Origin of the sequence: Geomicrobium sp. JCM 19037, assembly GCF_000698105.1 — a bacterium.
In the GTDB taxonomy this organism is placed as follows: domain Bacteria; phylum Bacillota; class Bacilli; order Bacillales; family Marinococcaceae; genus Geomicrobium_A.
In genome coordinates this window covers 1-17,628 of record NZ_BAWZ01000046.1, presented here as the reverse complement: position 1 = coordinate 17,628, position 17,628 = coordinate 1, and the positions used below count along the sequence as shown (strand labels likewise).

At 44.0% G+C, this 17,628-nt stretch carries 15 protein-coding genes and 4 pseudogenes; 8 read left to right on the top strand and 11 right to left on the bottom strand.

All coding sequences use genetic code 11. The features are described 5' to 3' along the window. Nucleotides 1-67: 67 nt before the first annotated feature. Nucleotides 68-1,428, bottom strand: a pseudogene (locus JCM19037_RS19495) (transposase). Nucleotides 1,429-1,819: 391 nt separating this feature from the next. Between JCM19037_RS19495 and JCM19037_RS19490 the strand changes: the two are divergent. From JCM19037_RS19490 to JCM19037_RS19470, 5 genes and pseudogenes are all read left to right on the top strand, one after another. Next, on the top strand, nt 1,820-2,827 hold the full coding sequence (locus JCM19037_RS19490; protein WP_042403926.1) for a S1 family peptidase: 1,008 nt from the start codon (nt 1,820-1,822) through the stop codon (nt 2,825-2,827). Nucleotides 2,828-2,901: 74 nt separating this feature from the next. Beyond that, entirely contained in the window at nt 2,902-3,393 is a 492-nt protein-coding gene (locus JCM19037_RS19485; RefSeq protein ID WP_042403925.1) for a hypothetical protein, read from the top strand. A 200-nt stretch (nt 3,394-3,593) separates the two neighbouring features. Further along, complete coding sequence (locus JCM19037_RS19480; protein ID WP_307189887.1) at nt 3,594-4,829, top strand: sigma-54-dependent Fis family transcriptional regulator; 1,236 nt, start codon at nt 3,594-3,596, stop codon at nt 4,827-4,829. 147 nt (nt 4,830-4,976) lie between these two features. Continuing rightward, nucleotides 4,977-6,523, top strand: a pseudogene (gene pruA / locus JCM19037_RS19475) (L-glutamate gamma-semialdehyde dehydrogenase). Between the two features lie 63 nt (nt 6,524-6,586). Then, nucleotides 6,587-7,499, top strand: a pseudogene (locus JCM19037_RS19470) (proline dehydrogenase family protein). Between the two features lie 78 nt (nt 7,500-7,577). On the opposite strand, the gene JCM19037_RS19465 reads toward JCM19037_RS19470, so the two are convergent. The 10 genes and pseudogenes from JCM19037_RS19465 to cymR all read right to left on the bottom strand — a co-directional run bounded on the left by JCM19037_RS19465 (nt 7,578) and on the right by cymR (nt 14,928). Continuing rightward, nucleotides 7,578-8,648 (bottom strand): AI-2E family transporter, encoded by a 1,071-nt coding sequence (locus JCM19037_RS19465; RefSeq protein ID WP_042403923.1) that lies wholly within the window; start codon nt 8,646-8,648, stop codon nt 7,578-7,580. A gap of 88 nt (nt 8,649-8,736) precedes the next feature. Beyond that, a complete protein-coding gene (locus JCM19037_RS24675) occupies nt 8,737-8,901 on the bottom strand; it encodes a DUF3918 family protein (RefSeq protein WP_081829462.1) in 165 nt (54 codons plus the stop codon). Nucleotides 8,902-8,956: 55 nt separating this feature from the next. Then, a complete protein-coding gene (locus JCM19037_RS19460; RefSeq protein ID WP_081829461.1) occupies nt 8,957-9,145 on the bottom strand; it encodes a hypothetical protein in 189 nt (62 codons plus the stop codon). 99 nt (nt 9,146-9,244) lie between these two features. After that, the gene (locus JCM19037_RS30345; RefSeq protein ID WP_152549155.1) at nt 9,245-10,279 is read right to left on the bottom strand and encodes an AAA family ATPase; all 1,035 of its coding nucleotides are present in this window, start codon (nt 10,277-10,279) and stop codon (nt 9,245-9,247) included. Then, nucleotides 10,183-11,526: a helix-hairpin-helix domain-containing protein gene (locus JCM19037_RS30340; RefSeq protein WP_052364101.1), complete on the bottom strand. Its 1,344-nt coding sequence runs from the start codon at nt 11,524-11,526 to the stop codon at nt 10,183-10,185. Before JCM19037_RS30340 ends, JCM19037_RS30345 begins: the two co-directional genes overlap by 97 nt. A 23-nt stretch (nt 11,527-11,549) precedes the next feature. Continuing rightward, nucleotides 11,550-12,212 (bottom strand): tetratricopeptide repeat protein, encoded by a 663-nt coding sequence (locus JCM19037_RS19450; protein WP_042403919.1) that lies wholly within the window; start codon nt 12,210-12,212, stop codon nt 11,550-11,552. Beyond that, entirely contained in the window at nt 12,209-12,655 is a 447-nt protein-coding gene (locus tag JCM19037_RS29645; RefSeq protein WP_307189888.1) for an aminomethyltransferase beta-barrel domain-containing protein, read from the bottom strand. The genes JCM19037_RS19450 and JCM19037_RS29645 overlap by 4 nt, the downstream gene beginning before the upstream one ends. 111 nt (nt 12,656-12,766) lie before the next feature. Further along, nucleotides 12,767-13,280: pseudogene (locus tag JCM19037_RS29640) on the bottom strand (MnmA/TRMU family protein); the annotation flags it as partial. A gap of 42 nt (nt 13,281-13,322) precedes the next feature. Beyond that, entirely contained in the window at nt 13,323-14,483 is a 1,161-nt protein-coding gene (locus JCM19037_RS19440; protein WP_042403917.1) for a cysteine desulfurase family protein, read from the bottom strand. A 25-nt stretch (nt 14,484-14,508) separates the two neighbouring features. Continuing rightward, the gene (gene cymR / locus JCM19037_RS19435) at nt 14,509-14,928 is read right to left on the bottom strand and encodes a cysteine metabolism transcriptional regulator CymR (RefSeq protein WP_042403915.1); all 420 of its coding nucleotides are present in this window, start codon (nt 14,926-14,928) and stop codon (nt 14,509-14,511) included. 199 nt (nt 14,929-15,127) lie between these two features. Between cymR and JCM19037_RS19430 the strand changes: the two genes are divergently transcribed. The 3 genes from JCM19037_RS19430 to JCM19037_RS27820 form a co-directional block, all read left to right on the top strand. Then, nucleotides 15,128-16,408 carry a replication-associated recombination protein A gene (locus tag JCM19037_RS19430; RefSeq protein WP_042403913.1) on the top strand — a complete coding sequence of 427 codons (1,281 nt, stop codon included), beginning with the start codon at nt 15,128-15,130 and terminating at the stop codon, nt 16,406-16,408. Nucleotides 16,409-16,511: 103 nt separating this feature from the next. Further along, nucleotides 16,512-17,105, top strand: coding sequence for an RsfA family transcriptional regulator (locus JCM19037_RS19425; protein ID WP_042403911.1), 594 nt, complete (start codon nt 16,512-16,514; stop codon nt 17,103-17,105). Nucleotides 17,106-17,448: 343 nt separating this feature from the next. Further along, on the top strand, nt 17,449-17,628 hold a 180-nt coding region (locus JCM19037_RS27820; protein ID WP_042403909.1), incomplete at its 3' end, for a hypothetical protein.

Genomic DNA, 17,628 nt, shown 5'->3' with positions numbered 1-17,628 from the left:
CAATTTCATAAGTCCTTCTCTTAAAAAAAACAGGTAAATCAATGTAAATATGGTTGCTTTCAAAAGTTTACGCGTGTTGTTCGTTCATACGTTCCGTCAGGCGATCACAAGCGAGCTTTGCTCCATTGTAGAGTAGGTGAACGAGGTCGAAATGCACGTTCGCTCGTTTTCCTTTGCGGTACCGAATATTGTTCAATTGAAAAAACTCTTTGAGATAGCCAATGACGCGTTCAATCGCCGTTCGGCGATTGTAGATGGTTTTCCAAGCTTTGGACCCTCTAGCTGGAGCGTTGTACCGACGTAAGTTTTGCTTGATCTTCACTTTATATACCTTTTGACATAAGGAATCCCTGGCAAGTGGACATGTCGCACATTCTTTTGGGCGCGTATATTTGAGCGTTTCATATCGAGGGTCGTAGCTGTCATACCGATACGAATGTACCCGGACGCACGTCGGTGCAAAATGCTTGTCAAACCCGAGGGCCTCCGCTTCGTTTCGCTTGTTATAAGCGATCACGGAGCTAGATCCATTTTGATGGACCTGTTGATAAATGGCTGGGGCATCATAAGCAGCATCCATTGTATAATACGTGACATCAAGGTCTGGCAGTTGCTTTTTCACACCTTTGAGTAAAGCAATCGCGGCTTTTCCATCATTCAAGTTCCCCGAAGAGAACAACGATTGCAGGATGTACTGGCTTTGGGCTCCGACGGCAAATTGCCCTTTATAGCCAAACCAAAACACATTCTTGCCTTCGCTGTTTTTCTTAATGCCCCACTTGGGATCCATCGGCACCTCCGCCCGTAAGAGATCAACAGAGGCGTCCAACTGGTCTTCAATTTTCTTATCGTAGAGCGAAAGCGCCGCTTCTTTTTCTGTCTGCTCTTGACGCCAAGCTTCCTGCTCGGCTTTGGTTTTGCGGCCCCGTTTTGTAGGGGATTCCTTCATTTTCTCAGATTTCTCTTCCTTTACGGGCGCTAAGTCTCGTGCTTTTAGATGAGTGGCGTCGATGGCGACGGTGTCATCGGTAATGAACCTTCCATAAATACTTGGACAAGCACATCGGATTGAACGGATGCCAGCACCTCAGCGTGTTGGATTTTCGTGACCAAACGTGAAAACGAGGCTTCAGAAGGGACAGCATCCGAGAAGAGAAACCCACAATCGAGTTGGAACTTCACGTCGTGGCGCAAACGGCGAACCAAGTCTTTGATCGTTGGGATTCGCTCCAGAATTCGAATGAGAAGCGCATGAATCATGGCCGGGTAGTTGAGCTGTAAAGGCGTACCTCCCGGGATTTTTTTGACCCCCCCCCAAAGGATCGGATCAATATTGATCGCAGAAAATACCTCATCGAATCGATGGGGAGGTTCTAAATCATATAAATCTTGCAGGTCAAACAGGCTCGCTTGTCGTATAATAGCCATAAGGGAGTCTTCCTCCAGTCTTTAGAGTTTTGTGGGTACTTAACTCATTCGACTGTTTGGGGAGGTACTCCTTTTTTCGTGGCGTGAAAACCTTGGGAAGTGAAGGCTGGCAATCATGAAATCAGTTAATATTATAACAATTAAAAATACAATGTTTTAAATACCTAATCATGGGTACTGGAAAATAATGAAAGGAGGGTAGTTTTATTTTAAAATTTAAAATTGTAAGTAAATAAAATATATTATGGAGGTTGATTGCTATTAAAACATTTGTAGCTTTATTATCTTTGTTGTAATTTCGGTTTTCGTAAACAATCAAAGCACATCCGCCCAACAGAACCCAGAGGCAATTGATATATCAAAAGAGTTAAGAAAAGTACATTCTGAAGTATTGAATAATGTTTCTAATGAAAATTTTGGTGGTATATATTTACAAGATGATACTATCTATATAAACATAAAGAATAATCATTATAATAACTTGAGTACACTTAAAGATCTCTCAGATGTGCCCATAGAAATTTCTTCTGTTGATTATTCTGAAAAAGAGTTAAACACTCTTCACTCAGAGATAGCTCAAAAGATTCCAATATTGGAGAAAAAAGGTGTAACCGTATCCAGTATTGGAACAAAAATTAGCGAGAATAAATTGATAATAACTTTAGAGGAATTTAAGGAGAGTCATAAAACAACTATTAAAGAAATGTTTAATCTTAAGCCAAGTCAAGTTATGTTTAAGCAAGGTGATATGCCAATACAGGCACGTACTTCAGAACGAGATCCACTGGAAGCTGGTTTAAGTATTGTTAATGACTCTGCAGGGGGTGCCTGCACAAGTAATATAAGTGCACAAAATTCAAGTGGTGAATATTTCTTGATTTCTGCTGGTCATTGTGGCATCGTCGGGGACACTTACACTCAAGGGGGTCGTACAATCGGTGATGTAAGACAAGTTGTTTCAATGGGCGGAAGATCTGATGCTATGGCAATAGAAATATCAAGTAGTCTTGCTAGTGATTTTTTATACACCACTAGTAGTCAGGCTATTCAAATAGCTAATAGACAAAGCGAATCATCAAGCTTTGAAGGTGAAGAACTCTGTAAATCAGGGAACACAACAGGTGTAACTTGCGGAACTGTTTCTAATGTAAACTATACAGCTAACTATAATGGAGAGAGCTATACTGAGCAACGTTTAGTTGAACACGATGTCACAACAAGTTGTATGGTTGATTCCGGTGATTCTGGGGGACCAGTTTATGATGGCAGCACAATTGTCGGAATTGTTTCTGGTGGAACCAACCTAAGCGGTGGTTGCGATAATGAAAGTACTGATTTGATATTTACTCATATTGATAACGCACTAGGAGATTTGGTTTTGTCTGGTACCTTTGAGTAATCTAGGAAAAATAAATTCCCCCTATATTTTTTACTAGGGGGGATTTAATTATATTGTTAACAGAGGTGTGCAAAGTGGATACTATTCAACGGAAGTACTTTTTACTTTTTATCATTCTTGCATTTACGTCGGTGAACGTCTCTTGTCAAGGATTAAATGATGCTAATGTACTCTTAACCGAACAGACACTTCCTGCAAGTGCTATTGAGGACCAGGAACTTCTAGCATATGGAATAGATAACTCTGAAACTTTAGAACAAAAATGGAATGAATTTGAATTTTCCGCTTCTATTCCTGATGTTAATTGGTCAACTTCTTCTCTAATTATAATTGGTATGATGGAACCCGGGTGTGAAATTATCGTTACCGAAGTACAAATACAAGAAACAGAATTGTTATTCAAAACGGAACTCGATACAGGTCTTTTTAGTGATGATTGCTCTATGGAAGCAAATCCAGTGTCCTTTGTGATCGAGATGGAGAAAGAAACTGTGCACAACGCTGAAAAGGTGCAGTTTCACGGAAAAGAAGCCGACATACTTAATGGCACAGATCCTAGTTCTTAATAAACACGCAAATTATTTTGCACCCACACTCACTTGTGCAAAATTTGCTATACTGAATGTAAAAAAGAGAGTGAGAATTCGATGCAAAACTACATTTCCCTCTATGAACAAGTATTTGAAAAGCTCGACATCGGCATCCGAATTATTAATACGCAGCTGAGCCGATTGTTTATAATGCGAAAATGCGCGATATTGAGTCGATGACGATTGCAGACTTTTCTGGCCGCTCATTAATGGATGTGTTTCAATTTAAAAATGAGCAGGAAAGTCGGCTCCTTCGTGCGCTAAACAATGGAGAGCGGACAAAAAATCAAAAACAGACGTACTTTAATTCTCATGGGAATGAGATTACGACTGTGAATCACGTATACCCATTAAAAGACGGAGCCATCACGATCGGTGCGGTTGAAATCGCGACGGATATTACGCGTATGGAGAAGATGCTCCGAGACCAACATCAAAAGAAAGATTCCAGACTGTACATATTTGATGACTTAATCGGCGACTCCGAGTCGTTCGTGCACGTGATTGACCAAGCGAGACGTTCGGCCCGCACGTCATCAAACGTGTTGATCATTGGAGAAACCGGGACGGGCAAGGAATTGTTCGCTCAAAGCATTCATAGTGCGAGTGACCGAAGTGACCAACGCTTCATCGCACAAAACTGCGCCGCTCTTCCTGACGGGTTAATCGAAGGCATTTTATTTGGCACGAGCAAAGGGGCGTTCACCGGCGCGATTGATCGACCCGGTTTGTTTGAACAAGCAAATGGCGGAACGCTTCTCCTTGATGAAATTAATTCTTTACCTTTACATTTGCAACCGAAGCTTCTTCGGGTAATCCAAGAACAAAAGGTGATGAGAATCGGGGAAAGCAAAGAGCGAAAAATTAACGTGCGCCTCATTAGTACGATGAATGAAGACCCGATTGACGCGATTGCCGATGAGCGACTCCGAAAAGATTTATACTACCGGTTAAGCGTCGTAAGCTTGTTTATTCCAGCTTTGCACGTGCGTGCCAACGATATCCTTACACTAGCGAACTTTTTTCTTGCTCGCTTCTCCAAACAATTTAATGTTCGAACCGAGCAATTGTCACCTGCCGCTGAACAAGCACTAGCTGCGTACCATTGGCCAGGGAATGTCCGAGAGCTCGAACACGTTATTGAAGGGGCATTAAATGTCGTAAATGGTGAGCAAGAACTTCTACCCTCTCATTTACCTGCTCACTTTCAAAACCAACGAACAAATGCACCGACAGTCATATCCGAACTCGACGGTGATGAAACATTACAACAAAGGCTCGCGCTCATTGAGAAACAGTTTATTGCAAAAGCGATGGACGAATCGGCTCACAACATCACTAAAGCTGCAGCAAAACTCGGCATGAGCCGACAAAACTTACAATACAAACTAGCGAAACATCACGCCCGTTAACGCAAAATTTTTTTCGATAAATCGCAAATATTTTTGCTTTCATCGTGCAACTTCGCAAAAAAATTGCGTCATCTCCCGTTTTTAAAGATTGGCACAGTTCTTGCATTTAAAAATAAGCGAACGCAATTACATTAGAGGAGTGATACAATGGTCGTTCCATACACACATGAACCATTCACGAATTTTCAAGATGAAGAAAATAAAGCTGCAATTGAGGAAGCGATTCGTTACGTCAAAGGTGAGCTCGGGAAAGAATACCCACTCATTATCGGCGGCGAGCGCATTACGACAAATGAAAAGATCACTTCAATTAATCCTGCTGACCATAGCGAAATTATCGGTACGGTATCCAAAGCTTCTAAAGATCTAGCTGAACAAGCAATGGAAAAAGCACAAGAAGCGTTTAAAACATGGAGCCGTTGGACACCTGAAGCACGTGCGAATGTGTTGTTCCGTGCCGCAGCAATTTCTCGTCGTCGTAAGCACGAATTCTCTGCTTGGATGGTTTATGAAATCGGTAAACCTTGGAAAGAAGCGGATGCCGATTCGGCTGAAGCGATTGACTTTTTAGAGTATTATGCTCGTCAAATGATTGAACACAAAGACGGCGCGCCAATTAACAGCCGCCCGATTGAACATAACCAATTCACGTACTTGCCACTTGGCGTCGGTGTAACGGTTTCACCTTGGAACTTACCATTCGCGATCATGGCTGGAACGACTGTAGGACCAATGGTTGCAGGGAATACAATTTTATTGAAACCAGCGAGCTTGACGCCAGTTACGACGTACAAGTTTATGGAAGTACTTGAAGAAGCAGGCATGCCTGCTGGTGTCGTCAACTTCATCCCAGGTAGCGGAAGTGAAATTGGCGATTATCTCGTTGAGCATCCGAAGACTCGCTTCATTAACTTTACCGGATCTAAAGAAGTTGGAACGAGTATTTTTGAGAAAGCTGCTAAAATTCAACCCGGTCAAAACTTCCTTAAGAAAACGGCGATTGAAATGGGCGGAAAAGACACGATCATCGTTGATCGTGAAGCGAATTTAGACATTGCTGCTGAGTCGATTGTACAATCTGCATTTGGTTTCAGTGGCAAAAATGTTCAGCTTGTTCGCGTGTCGTTGCGCATGCTGATGTATATGATGAAGTGATTGAGCGCGTAAAAGTACTCACTGAAGAAATCACGGTTGATGCACCTCAACATGCAAGCACATACATGGGGCCGGTCTGTGAAGAGTCCGCGTTCGATAAAATCTTGGACTACATCGAAATTGGAAAACAAGAAGCTTCCCTCGTCACTGGTGGTACAGGCGACAAAGAAAAAGGATATTTCATTAAGCCGACAATCTTTAAAGATGCAGATCCGAATGCACGCATTATGCAAGAAGAGATTTTTGGACCTGTCGTCGCCTTTTCAAAAGGCTCATCGATTGATGAACTTATTGACATTGCGAACAATACGGATTACGGCCTAACTGGAGCGATCATTTCTGACAACCGCGATCACTTGGAGAAAGCACGCCAAGAATTCCACGTCGGTAACCTTTACTTCAACCGTGGCTGTACAGCTGCGATTGTAGGGTATCAGCCGTTTGGCGGTTTCAAAATGTCAGGGACGGATACGAAAGCAGGCGGACCAGGATACATCCTCCATTTCATGGAGCCAAAAACTGTTTGTGATCAATTCTAATTGGAGAGCACAAGGCTCATCGTCAAACGATGAGCCCTCTCTCTAGTAAAAAGGGGTATACGTATGCAAAAACTTAACCGCGACTTCTTCTTATACTTATCAAAAAACAAATTGCTCAATAAAAATGCCAAAACGTTGGGGCCTTAAGCTCGGTGCCTCCAAAGTTGTCGCTGGTCTCACCCTAGAAGATTCCCACGCTCGATTGCAAGAGTTGAATGACAGCAACCGTTCAATTACGTTGGACCATCTCGGTGAATTTGTGTTTGAAGAGTCTGAAGCCATTGAAGCTTTTGAATCCAGCATGGCAGCTTTAGACTTTTTACATGAGCATCGGATTGATTGCTATTTGTCAGTAAAATTGACAAAATTAGGACTTGATGTTGATGAGGATCTTTGTAAATCCCACATAAAACAATTGCTTGAAAAAGCTAAAGAGCACGGATCGATCGTGAACATTGATATGGAAGATTATTTGCACTATGAGCAGACCATCCGAATTATTGAGGAATTGCGGGCATCATTTGATAACATCGGAACGGTGTTGCAAGCGTATATTAAAACAGGCGTCGAAGATACCGATCGCCTTAGAGGGATGAAGTTACGCTTCGTTAAAGGTGCTTACAAAGAAAGTGCAGATGTTGCCCTACAAGAGAAGCAAGCGATCGATAAACAGATGCTCGATATGATAAAAACCCACCTCAACAACGGAGGGCATACGGCGATTGCGACTCACGACCATCACATTATCGAACATGTTAAAGCGTATGCGAAAGAACAAAGCATTCCTCGTGAGCAGTTTGAATTTCAAATGCTTTACGGTTTTCGAAATGACTTGCAACTTTCACTCGTTGAAGAAGGCTATCAAGTCCGGACGTATGTCCCTTACGGAAAAGACTGGTATGGCTACTTCATGAGAAGATTGGCAGAACGCCCACAAAACCTTGCCTTTGCCATGAGAGGTCTGCTTTCAAAATAATAGCCAATCGGTCAAAAGGAACTTCTGAGTTGTCAGTGAGTTCCTTTTTCGTTTTTTCGACTCGATAGAAACGAAAAGTTAGCTTTCCGAACTTCCGACCTTTTTCTCCTCTCGAAGCACGTGTGTCACGTGAGAGCCGATAACAAATAACGGCACCGATAGTAACAAGCCAATAATTCCTGCGAACTCATAGCCAATGAGAAGTGCAAATAAAATCATTAACGGATGCAAGTGAACACTTTTTCCAACAATGTACGGAGACAGCACATTCCCTTCTATTTGCTGAATCACTAAAATAACAACGAGGGTAAAAAGTGTCGTTTGCCACGATATCGTGAACGCGATGACAAGGGCAGGAACGGCACCTAAAATCGGACCAAAATAAGGAATTAAGTCCATCATCCCTAAAAACAATCCTAGAACAATCGGGTATGGCACACCGACAAGCCACAGACCTATAATTGACAAAACCCCTACGCAAACGGAGACGAGCAACTGCCCACGAATATAGCTACCAAAAGCATGGTCCGCTGCACCAACGATCGTTACACCCGTTTCCCGGAACCGTTTAGGAATCAGAAAAACAGCCGCTTTTTCAAATATACGAAGGTCTTTTAGTATGTAAAATGTAGCAAATGGCAGTAAAAACAAGAAAGCAATGCCTTCCAGGATCAAGCGCCAGCGGTCAAATAACCCTTGTACGAAATTCGACCCTTGGGATTCCAATCGTTCTACACTGTTCTCAACTTGGTTATGCAGAAGTGGCGGCAACTGATCAACTTGACGGTGAAACGAACCGATCCCACTTTCAACTTGCTGCATCCAGGCTGGCAATTGTTCAACAAATTCTTTCGCTTCCCTAAGAATAATCGGGCCGGTTGCGATGAGTAACCAAGCGCCACCCCCAAAAAAAAGGGTGTATATGATGAGTACTGAAAGCGCTCTCGGGGTGCCCTTTCGTTCTAAAAAATCAATCACAGGATGTAGTAAATACGCAAATAAACCTGCGAGGATAAATGGAATCGCCACCTTGACGATACTTACAAGTACAGGCTTCCAAACGGGGGTGAGTAGATACACGATGTATACGAATGCGACACAGATCATTGCGATTAAAGCTCGGTAAAGCCACTTCTTTTCTCTGTCCATTCGCTCACCCCTTCAATGCATTAGGATGAACGAAACCCGGTGGTTTATACAGAAAAGACACAAACCGGCTGGTTTGTGTCTTTTCTTTTTAAAATGCGTTCCGATACGCTTTGCGCAAAGATTTCACATGCTTGTTCTTTTTCATCTTTTGCATCCAACGCTTATGACTCCGGTCGTGGGTATTCATCATATAAATCGCTGCACCTACGGTCCCAATTCCTGCCACGAGCAATGATGATGACGTCTTATTCATGAACGCCGACCTCCATTTACTAAAACTACCGGAACAATGAGTTTACACCTATACTTTAGCTGCTTGAATGTTCCTCAAGACATCGACTTCTTTCATCTACAGAGAACACGTCATCTAACGAGCTTAGTGAACCGTCCTCTTCAACTTGATAGACAGAAAGTATCTCATCTTGAACAACGAGTTCAATACAACACTTCCAACAATAATACTGATTTGTACCGATCTTACCTATATTTTTCCACATGCAATTCGGGCAATGCAAAGGAAGTAACCTCCTCGTAAAACAACTAGTTTTACAAGAATGGTCAAAGTAAGGCAATTGTAAACATCGCTACCGGGATTTTTAGTTTCCGCTTTTCGTCTCACTTTTATGATTGGCAGTTGCTTCCTCAAGGTGAGCGAGCCGCGATGGTAGATTGGAGTAACGGGATTGCCGGTCATTATTTTCAACTGCATACACGAAAGCCCGCTCTTCACCCACCATAATCAAGTAGTCTCGCGCGCGTGTAATTGCTGTATACAAAAGGTTCCTTTTTAACATTCTCCGATACCCCATCGTCAGTGGCACGATCACGATCGGGAATTCACTGCCTTGCGCTTTATGAATTGAGGAACAATACGCAAGCATGATTTGCTTTAAATCTTGACGTTCATAAGCCACTTCTAATTGATCAAAACGAATAATGACTTGATCTTTTTTGTTATCTGTGTCTTTCGCGCGCCGGATAGCTACAATCTCTCCACGGTCACCGTTATAAACGTTTTCTTCAGGGTTATTTACGAGCTGCAATACGATGTCTCCTACCCGATACGTTTGTTCTCCATAATCCATTGATGATTTCCGAGGTTTTGGTGGGTTAAATAACGCTTGTAGACGTTCATTTAACGCATTTATTCCTGCTTCACCTCGATACATCGGCACAAGGACTTGCAAATCTAAAGGGGAGTATCCCCTTTCCAGCGCTTTACTACACACTTGTTCAACGAGGGGGACGACTGTCGCAGCCTGACCTGGAAAGAACGCACGATCAGCGAGCGGTGTCTGGAAATCGGCTGGCAATTTCCCTTCTTTCATCGTATGAGCAAGGTTCGTAATCGAAGATCCTTCTGCTTGTCGATAAACGAGGGATAAACGAACAGCTGGAACTTTATTTGAACTTAACAAATCACTAAGTACTTGCCCTGGACCTACAGACGGCAACTGATCTTCATCACCAACGATGATCACTTGCATGTTTGCAGGAATGGCTTTGAACAGTTGATTGGCGAGCCACAAATCAATCATTGATGCTTCATCAACGATAAGCAGTTCACCTTTAAGCGGAGACTCTTCGTCGCGTTCGGTAAACTCCTCTTCATCCCCGCGCCAGCAATCCACCGATGAATCGTATAGGCCGGTCTTTCTGTCGTTTCGCTCATGCGTTTTGCTGCTCTTCCCGTTGGTGCTGCCAATAAGACCGGAGACTTCTTGTCTGTTCGTTCACTCCACCCTCGGAGTCGACTAAACATCTCCACAATGGCCCGGATGACCGTCGTCTTTCCAGTACCAGGTCCACCTGTCAAAATCATGATTGGCGAAGAGAGCGCCAACTTGACCGCTTCCTTTTGTTGTTCCGCATAAGAAATTGCATACGTCTCTTCCATCTTCCCAAGCTCTTGTAGAAACAGATCTTCAGAGAACGTCTCGATATCATCACGAACACTTAGACGTTCGATATTTGTGGACAAACCTTTTTCAGCGAAATATAAAGACGGAAGGTAACAGCGGTTCTCATCAACCGCAACTACACCGTCTTCAGCTAGGTGAACTATACTCTCTTCAAGGTGATGAGTTTCAGCAAATGGAGAGCGATAATTTAATATTGTTTTCGCTTCCTCAATCCATACTTCTTCTGGCAAGTAAACGTGTCCGACAGTATGGCTTGTCGCTTCAAGGGCGTGTATCAGTCCTGCTTTCAACCGCTCTGTGTCTAACGCTTCAATGCCAAGGTTCATACCTAGTTCATCGGCTTTTTGAAAACCGATGCCTTCAATGTCATTCACAAGCTGATACGGTTTTTGCTCAACAACCCGAAGTGTGTCTCCTCCGTATTGTTGGACGATTTTGGTCGCGAGCTCCATACCAAAACCATACGTCATGAGTTTACTCATAAACATCGCTGACTCCTGTTCTGACGCTAACTGTTCTTCGAGCACTTTCCGTTGTTCACGTTTTAATCCTTGCACTTTTTGTAAACAGGTTGGATCTTGAATCATTTGATCGAGCGCTTCGTCACCTAACGTTTCTACGATTTGCGACGCCGTTTTGCGGCCAATAGACGGAAAGCGGTCACTGGAAAGGTATTGAACAAGCGCCGCTCCCCCTTTTGGCATATGCTTCTCAAAGGAAGTAGATTGGAACTGTTGTCCATACTTTGGATGCTCTTTAAACGTGCCATGAAATGTCAGGTGTTCTCCTTCAGGGGACGCAGGAAAATGTCCGAGCACGGTTAACGTTTGTTCATTCGTGTTCGGGCTCGCTTCTGACACATCAACAATCATCACCGTATATCCATTTTCTTCATTGCGAAAGATCAACTGTGTCACTTCCCCGGTAACAAACGGTCGCTCGTCTTTTTCCGTCATACGTTTCCCCCCATTCCTTCACTTCATTGTTCTTTATTTTGTTTCAACCCATGACCTGCGAGTAAATGATCGGGTTGTATATGCAACGCTTCCTCGTAATAGTGCTCTGCTCGCTCATGCTCACCTTTATGTGCGTGTGCAACGCCAAGATTGTAATAAGCATCGGCGTGGCTTGAGTTAATGGCTACCGTACGCGAGAATTGCACGATCGCTTCCTCGATCATTTGCAGCTCGGCCAACACGAGCCCGAAGTAAAAGTGAGCATCGGCATCGTTTTCATTTAACTCCACTGCCGTTTTCAAACTCGCTAATGCCCGAGCAAATTGTTGTTGATTGTAAAAGCAGATGCCCATCATAAAATGTAAGCTTTGATCCTTGCCCATGCCAAGACGCTGTGCTTCTTGGTAGAAGCGCAACGCCTCTGGGTATTTTTCGATATGGTAGCAAACATTTCCTGCTCCGTAATAAGCAGACGCTTGACGCTCGTCTAACTGAATGGCTCGTTGATAACATGCCAATGCTTCATCTTCTTCTCCTGAAGCCAATAGCAGTGTGCCCAGATTCGTGTATATATCAGCATGGCGATCTGGCTCTTCTTCAAGCGCCAGATGAAAGTTTTGGAGCGCCAACTCATCATGACCTGCGTTCATTTGTTCCGTCGCTAGCGTATACGCAGATGGTTTCATGCAATCCCATCTTTCTTTGAACGTACAATGTCATCAATGATGCCTCCACCTAAACATACATCTCCATCGTAAAATACGACGGCTTGTCCTGGAGTGACTGCTCGTTGCTGCTCAATAAACTCCACATAAAATGTTTGATCTTCTTGAATGTGCAAAATGACGTCTTGGTCCGGTTGACGATACCGAAACTTTGCCTTTAGATGAACAGCGGCCGTTGGGGGTTCGTTACTAATCCAGTTCAGTTCACTGCCATATAGGCCTGCGCTTAATAACCGCGGGTGGGCTGAGCCTTGTCCTACGACGAGCACATTGTTCTCTAAATCTTTATCAACGACAAACCAAGGTTCTCCAGAACCTCCAATGCCAAGACCTTGGCGTTGGCCTAACGTGTAATACATGAGCCCTTCGTGCTCACCTTTCTTTTCACCATCTGGCGTTTTCATCGCTCCGGGTTGGGCAGGCAAATACGTTTGCAAAAACGATTTGAAGTCACGTTCACCAATGAAACAGATGCCGGTACTATCTTTTTTCCCAGCTGTTGCTAACCCACGTTCCTCTGCCATTCTACGTACTTCACTCTTCTCAAATTCCCCGAGTGGAACATCACTTTTTGCAATTGTTCTTCGCTCAGCTGACTAAGAAAATACGTCTGGTCTTTGTTGTTGTCCACGCCGCGAAGCATGTTCACTGAACCGTCCTCAAGTCGATGAACTCTCGCATAGTGCCAGTTGCCACGTAGTCCGCACCTAAGAGCATGGCGTGATCGAGAAATGCTTTAAATTTAATTTCTTTGTTACACATGACGTCGGGATTAGGCGTTCTCCCTTTCATATGCTCGTCTAAAAAGTATTGGAACACTTTATCCCAATACTCTTTTTCAAAGTTCACCGAGTAATAGGGAATGTCCAACTGATCGGCCACCCGAGCGACATCTTCATAATCGACGGTAGCTGTACAAACGCCAAACTCATCTTCTTCGTCCCAGTTCTTCATAAACACGCCTACGACGTCATAGCCTTCTTCTTTTAGCAACGCCGCCGTCACCGATGAATCCACACCTCCGGACATGCCGACGACGACACGAATATTTTTATTGTCTACATGCATGATCTACACCTCAGTTCGTTTCTCTCGTATTAATCGAGTAATTTGCTCGAGTTGCTTTGCCGAATGTATGACTTGATGTTCATCATTTCCATATCCAAAGCTAAATCTTAAAGAATTTTTTACGCGCTCATCATCAGAGCCATACATCGCTTCAAGTACATGGGACGGTTGAAAGCTCCCCGCGGTACATGCAGAGCCGCTACTAACCGCTATGCCGGCCATATCGAGTTGTGCAAGCATCGGTTCGGTTAGTGAGCCAGTAAAACTGATGTTGATGATATGAGGAAGACTATCCGTAAGTGATCCATTGATCTCATATGGAACGTCTCTATTTCTAAGTTCTTCTACAAGCTTTTCTTTCAATTCCCGACTGTGATCGGCATTTTGTTCACCATCTTGACCGAGAAGTTGTACTGCCTTTTTCAAGCCAGCAATTGCAGCTGCGTTCTCTGTGCCCGGCCGTAGTTTCTTTTCTTGCTCACCGCCGTAAATGAGGGCTTGAATGTTTGTACCCTTCTTAACATACAAAAATCCCGCTCCTTTCGGTCCATTGACCTTGTGAGCAGAACCCGTTAGTAAATCGACACCCAATGCTTGTACATCAAAGTTCATCTTTCCAAAAGATTGAACGGCATCGGTATGAAAGAGTGCTTCGTGATTTTCCAATAGGGAGCTGATCGCTTCAATCGGCTGTATCATGCCTGTTTCGTTATTTCCGTGCATGATTGAAACGAGAATCGTATCCGGACGAAGCGCGCGCTCAACGTCAGCGGCATTGACAACACCTCGCTCGTCAACAGGGAGTCGTGTCACTTCAAAACCTTCATCCTCAAGTTGATCTAAAACATGTAGCACAGCGTGATGCTCAATTTGGGATGTCACAATATGCTTGCCGGTTTGTTTCCGTGTGTGCACTGCACCCCGAATGGCTAGGTTGTTGGATTCCGTTCCACCGCTCGTAAAGATGATTTCATCTCGGTGACTGTTTAATTGGCCGGCAACGACCCTTCTCGCCTCATCAATTCCTACACGTACCTTACGTCCAAATCGGTGGATGCTTGACGCATTGCCAATCATCGTCCCATCATAATACGGCTTCATCTCAGCAAACACTTCATCACGAACAGGGGTCGTTGCGGCATGATCGAAATAGATCTCGTTCATACGAATGCCGCCTCCTTCTTCACAATTATATATAAAACATATAGTCTTCTTGTTTATCGGTTTCTTCGTAGTTCGCCAAGTCCTCAAGCGTCGTAGAATCAAGCACATCTTTAATCGCGTCACGGATCTTCACCCATAAATCACGCTTCGCTGGCTCTTCATCTTCCATGACTTCCACAGGAGTAATCGGCCCTTCAAGCACACGAATAATGTCTCCTGCCGTAATCTCATGCGGCTCTTTTGAAAGCATGTAACCACCATACGCTCCTCGAACACTCTTCACAAATGTCGCGTTTCGAAGTGGAGCAATTAATTGCTCCAAATAATGTTCTGACAGATTGTTTTCCTTCGCAATGGACTTCAATGAGATCGGACCCTCGCCGTACTTCTTCGCGAGCGCCATCATAATCGTGAGACCGTAGCGCCCTTTTGTCGATATCTTCATTTATATAGCCACCTTTATATCCTGTTCATAAGGTTAACGTTTATTAAAAAGCAACGCTTGTCTTTATGCTGTAACTGCCATTATAGCATGGACAATCAATGATTTACATGTCTCTTGCTTGGATTGTTCTTAGAAGAGGCCGTGTGCTACACTAGTTGAAGAAACAGAACGTGCATTCGTGTATGAATGGAGGCCCCAAATGAACCATGAACCACTCGCATTTCGCATGCGCCCAAGAACCATTGACGAAGTGGTCGGACAAGTTCACCTTCTCGGAGAAGGAGCTCTAATCTCACGCATGGTCACTGCAGGTACACTTCAACCGATGATCTTTTACGGACCACCTGGGACCGGAAAAACATCACTTGCGACTGCACTTGCGGGGAGTATGGAACTGCGCTACAAACTGCTCAACGCCGTCGAGCACTCCAAAAAAGACTTGCAAATTGCTGCTGAAGAAGCGAAGCTCTACGGTCAGCTCGTATTAATTTTGGATGAGTTTCATCGTCTTGATAAAGGAAAACAAGATTTTTTGCTTCCGTACTTGGAAAGTGGAAAGCTCATTGTCATCGGTGCTACAACCGCCAATCCTTATCATTCCGTGAATCCAGCTATTCGCAGTCGGTGCCATATTTTTGAATTGTTTTCTTTACAAGAAAACGAGATCTTAAACAGCTTAAGAGCAGCCATCGATGACGAGGAGCGAGGGTTAGGTTACATCTCAACAAAACTTGATGACGATGCAGCGAGACATATCGCCTCATCTTCAGGCGGAGACTTACGCTCTGCTTTGAACGCTTTAGAGTTGGCCGTTCTATCTACACCTAAAAATGAGGACGGGATCATCCATGTCGATGTGAGCGTTGCCGAAATTTGCATGCAGAAGAAGAATTTCAATCATGACCGTGATGGGGATGCCCACTATGATGTGTTGTCAGCATTCCAAAAGTCAATTCGAGGCAGTGATGCCGATGCGGCACTTCACTACTTAGCACGATTAATTGAAGCAGGAGACCTTGTCAGCATTAATCGACGCTTACTCGTCATCGCGTACGAGGACATCGGCCTTGCGAATCCACAAGCCGGTGCTCGCACACTTGCTGCGATTCAAGCATCCGAACGTTTAGGTTTCCCAGAGGCAAGAATTCCGCTTGCGAACGCTGTCGTTGAACTCTGTCTGTCTCCGAAATCAAACAGTGCTTATCGCGCCCTTGATGCCGCACTAGCAGACGTCCGCAAATTCGGCTCTCCTCCAATACCAGACCAAATTCGCGACGCTCACTACGCTGGAGCGAAAGAATTGGACCGAGGCGTCGGTTATTTGTACCCTCACGATTATGAAGGGGCCCTCGTCGCGCAACAATACTTGCCGGACAAGTTAAAAGATCATCGATACTTGCATTTGAAAGGCTCAAGTAAATTTGAGAAAGCATTTAAAGACGCTGATCAGAACATCCGTGCGAAGACGAAACACCGTTAGCACACAAATTCTTGTTTTTGTTTCTATCATTGGGAGTATAGAGATTCATACATTCGTCCATATTAAGACTACATTGAATCTCTTAATGGAAGAAGGTAACCCGATGACAAAAGTGAGACAAGATGCATGGTCCCATGAGGATGATGTGCTATTAGCAGATACTGTCATCCACCATATTAAAAATGGAAGTACGCAGTTAAAAGCATTTGAGGAAGTTGGCGATCAACTTAACCGCACCGCTGCTGCTTGTGGATTCCGCTGGAATGCGGTCGTGCGCGATCGCTACGAAACAAAGATTAGCGAAGCAAAGCGTGAACGAAAAGCATTTCAACGAAACGACGCCGCACAAGCCGTACAAAAAACATTCGGTGTAAAACATCCTCAGAGATCGATTGAGAAACCCGTACACACGGATGACTTGAACATGGAAAGAGTCGTTCAGTTCCTTAGCCATTACGTGCATCAAGAAACCATTGATGCCGATACAAAAACGAATGTTGAACAAGTACAGTTAGAAAATGAACAGTTAAAATCACAATTAGAAAAGCTGGAAAAAGAACATGAATCTTTGCTCACCATTATTAATCGTGCTCGCAATATGATGTTTGTGGATGAAACAATGAGTGATTCGTTCATGTCATCAAGCTTTCGTATGGATGAGAACGGCAATCTTCAACACGTTTCAAAAGCAGATTAAAAGCCGTAGGGTTCTACCCTACGGCTTTTTTTGATTATATAAAATGAACTTAACATGATCCTAATTGCACAGTTTGTTGTTGCTTTGCACTGCGGGCGGATGCTTGTAGTCCAGACTACAAGGGCAACATCGGTGGCGAAACATCTGCCACCGTGTTTTCTATGCAGTCCAGACCATAAGGGCAACATCGGTTCACGTTTCTGCCTACTGGTTATGATGTTGAAACAAGTCCAAATGCCCCATATATTAATTAATGTGACACTTGAGATAGAAAAATCATGATTTAAACGTGGATGCGCACATAAACGGAGTCAACGGTCACAAATATTGCGATTTGTGACCGTTGCGTGCCGAAAGTGCCCGGTTTGAGGGCTGGATTGTCACATACGTAACCGACCATCACATGCTTGTGCCAGGACGTGAGCCTCGGTCACGACTTTTTACCCTTCGGCAAACGTTTTTCGTGTTGCCCGCAACCCTTACAGTGACGAACAACGATCGGCAACGAGATGAATTTCATCAG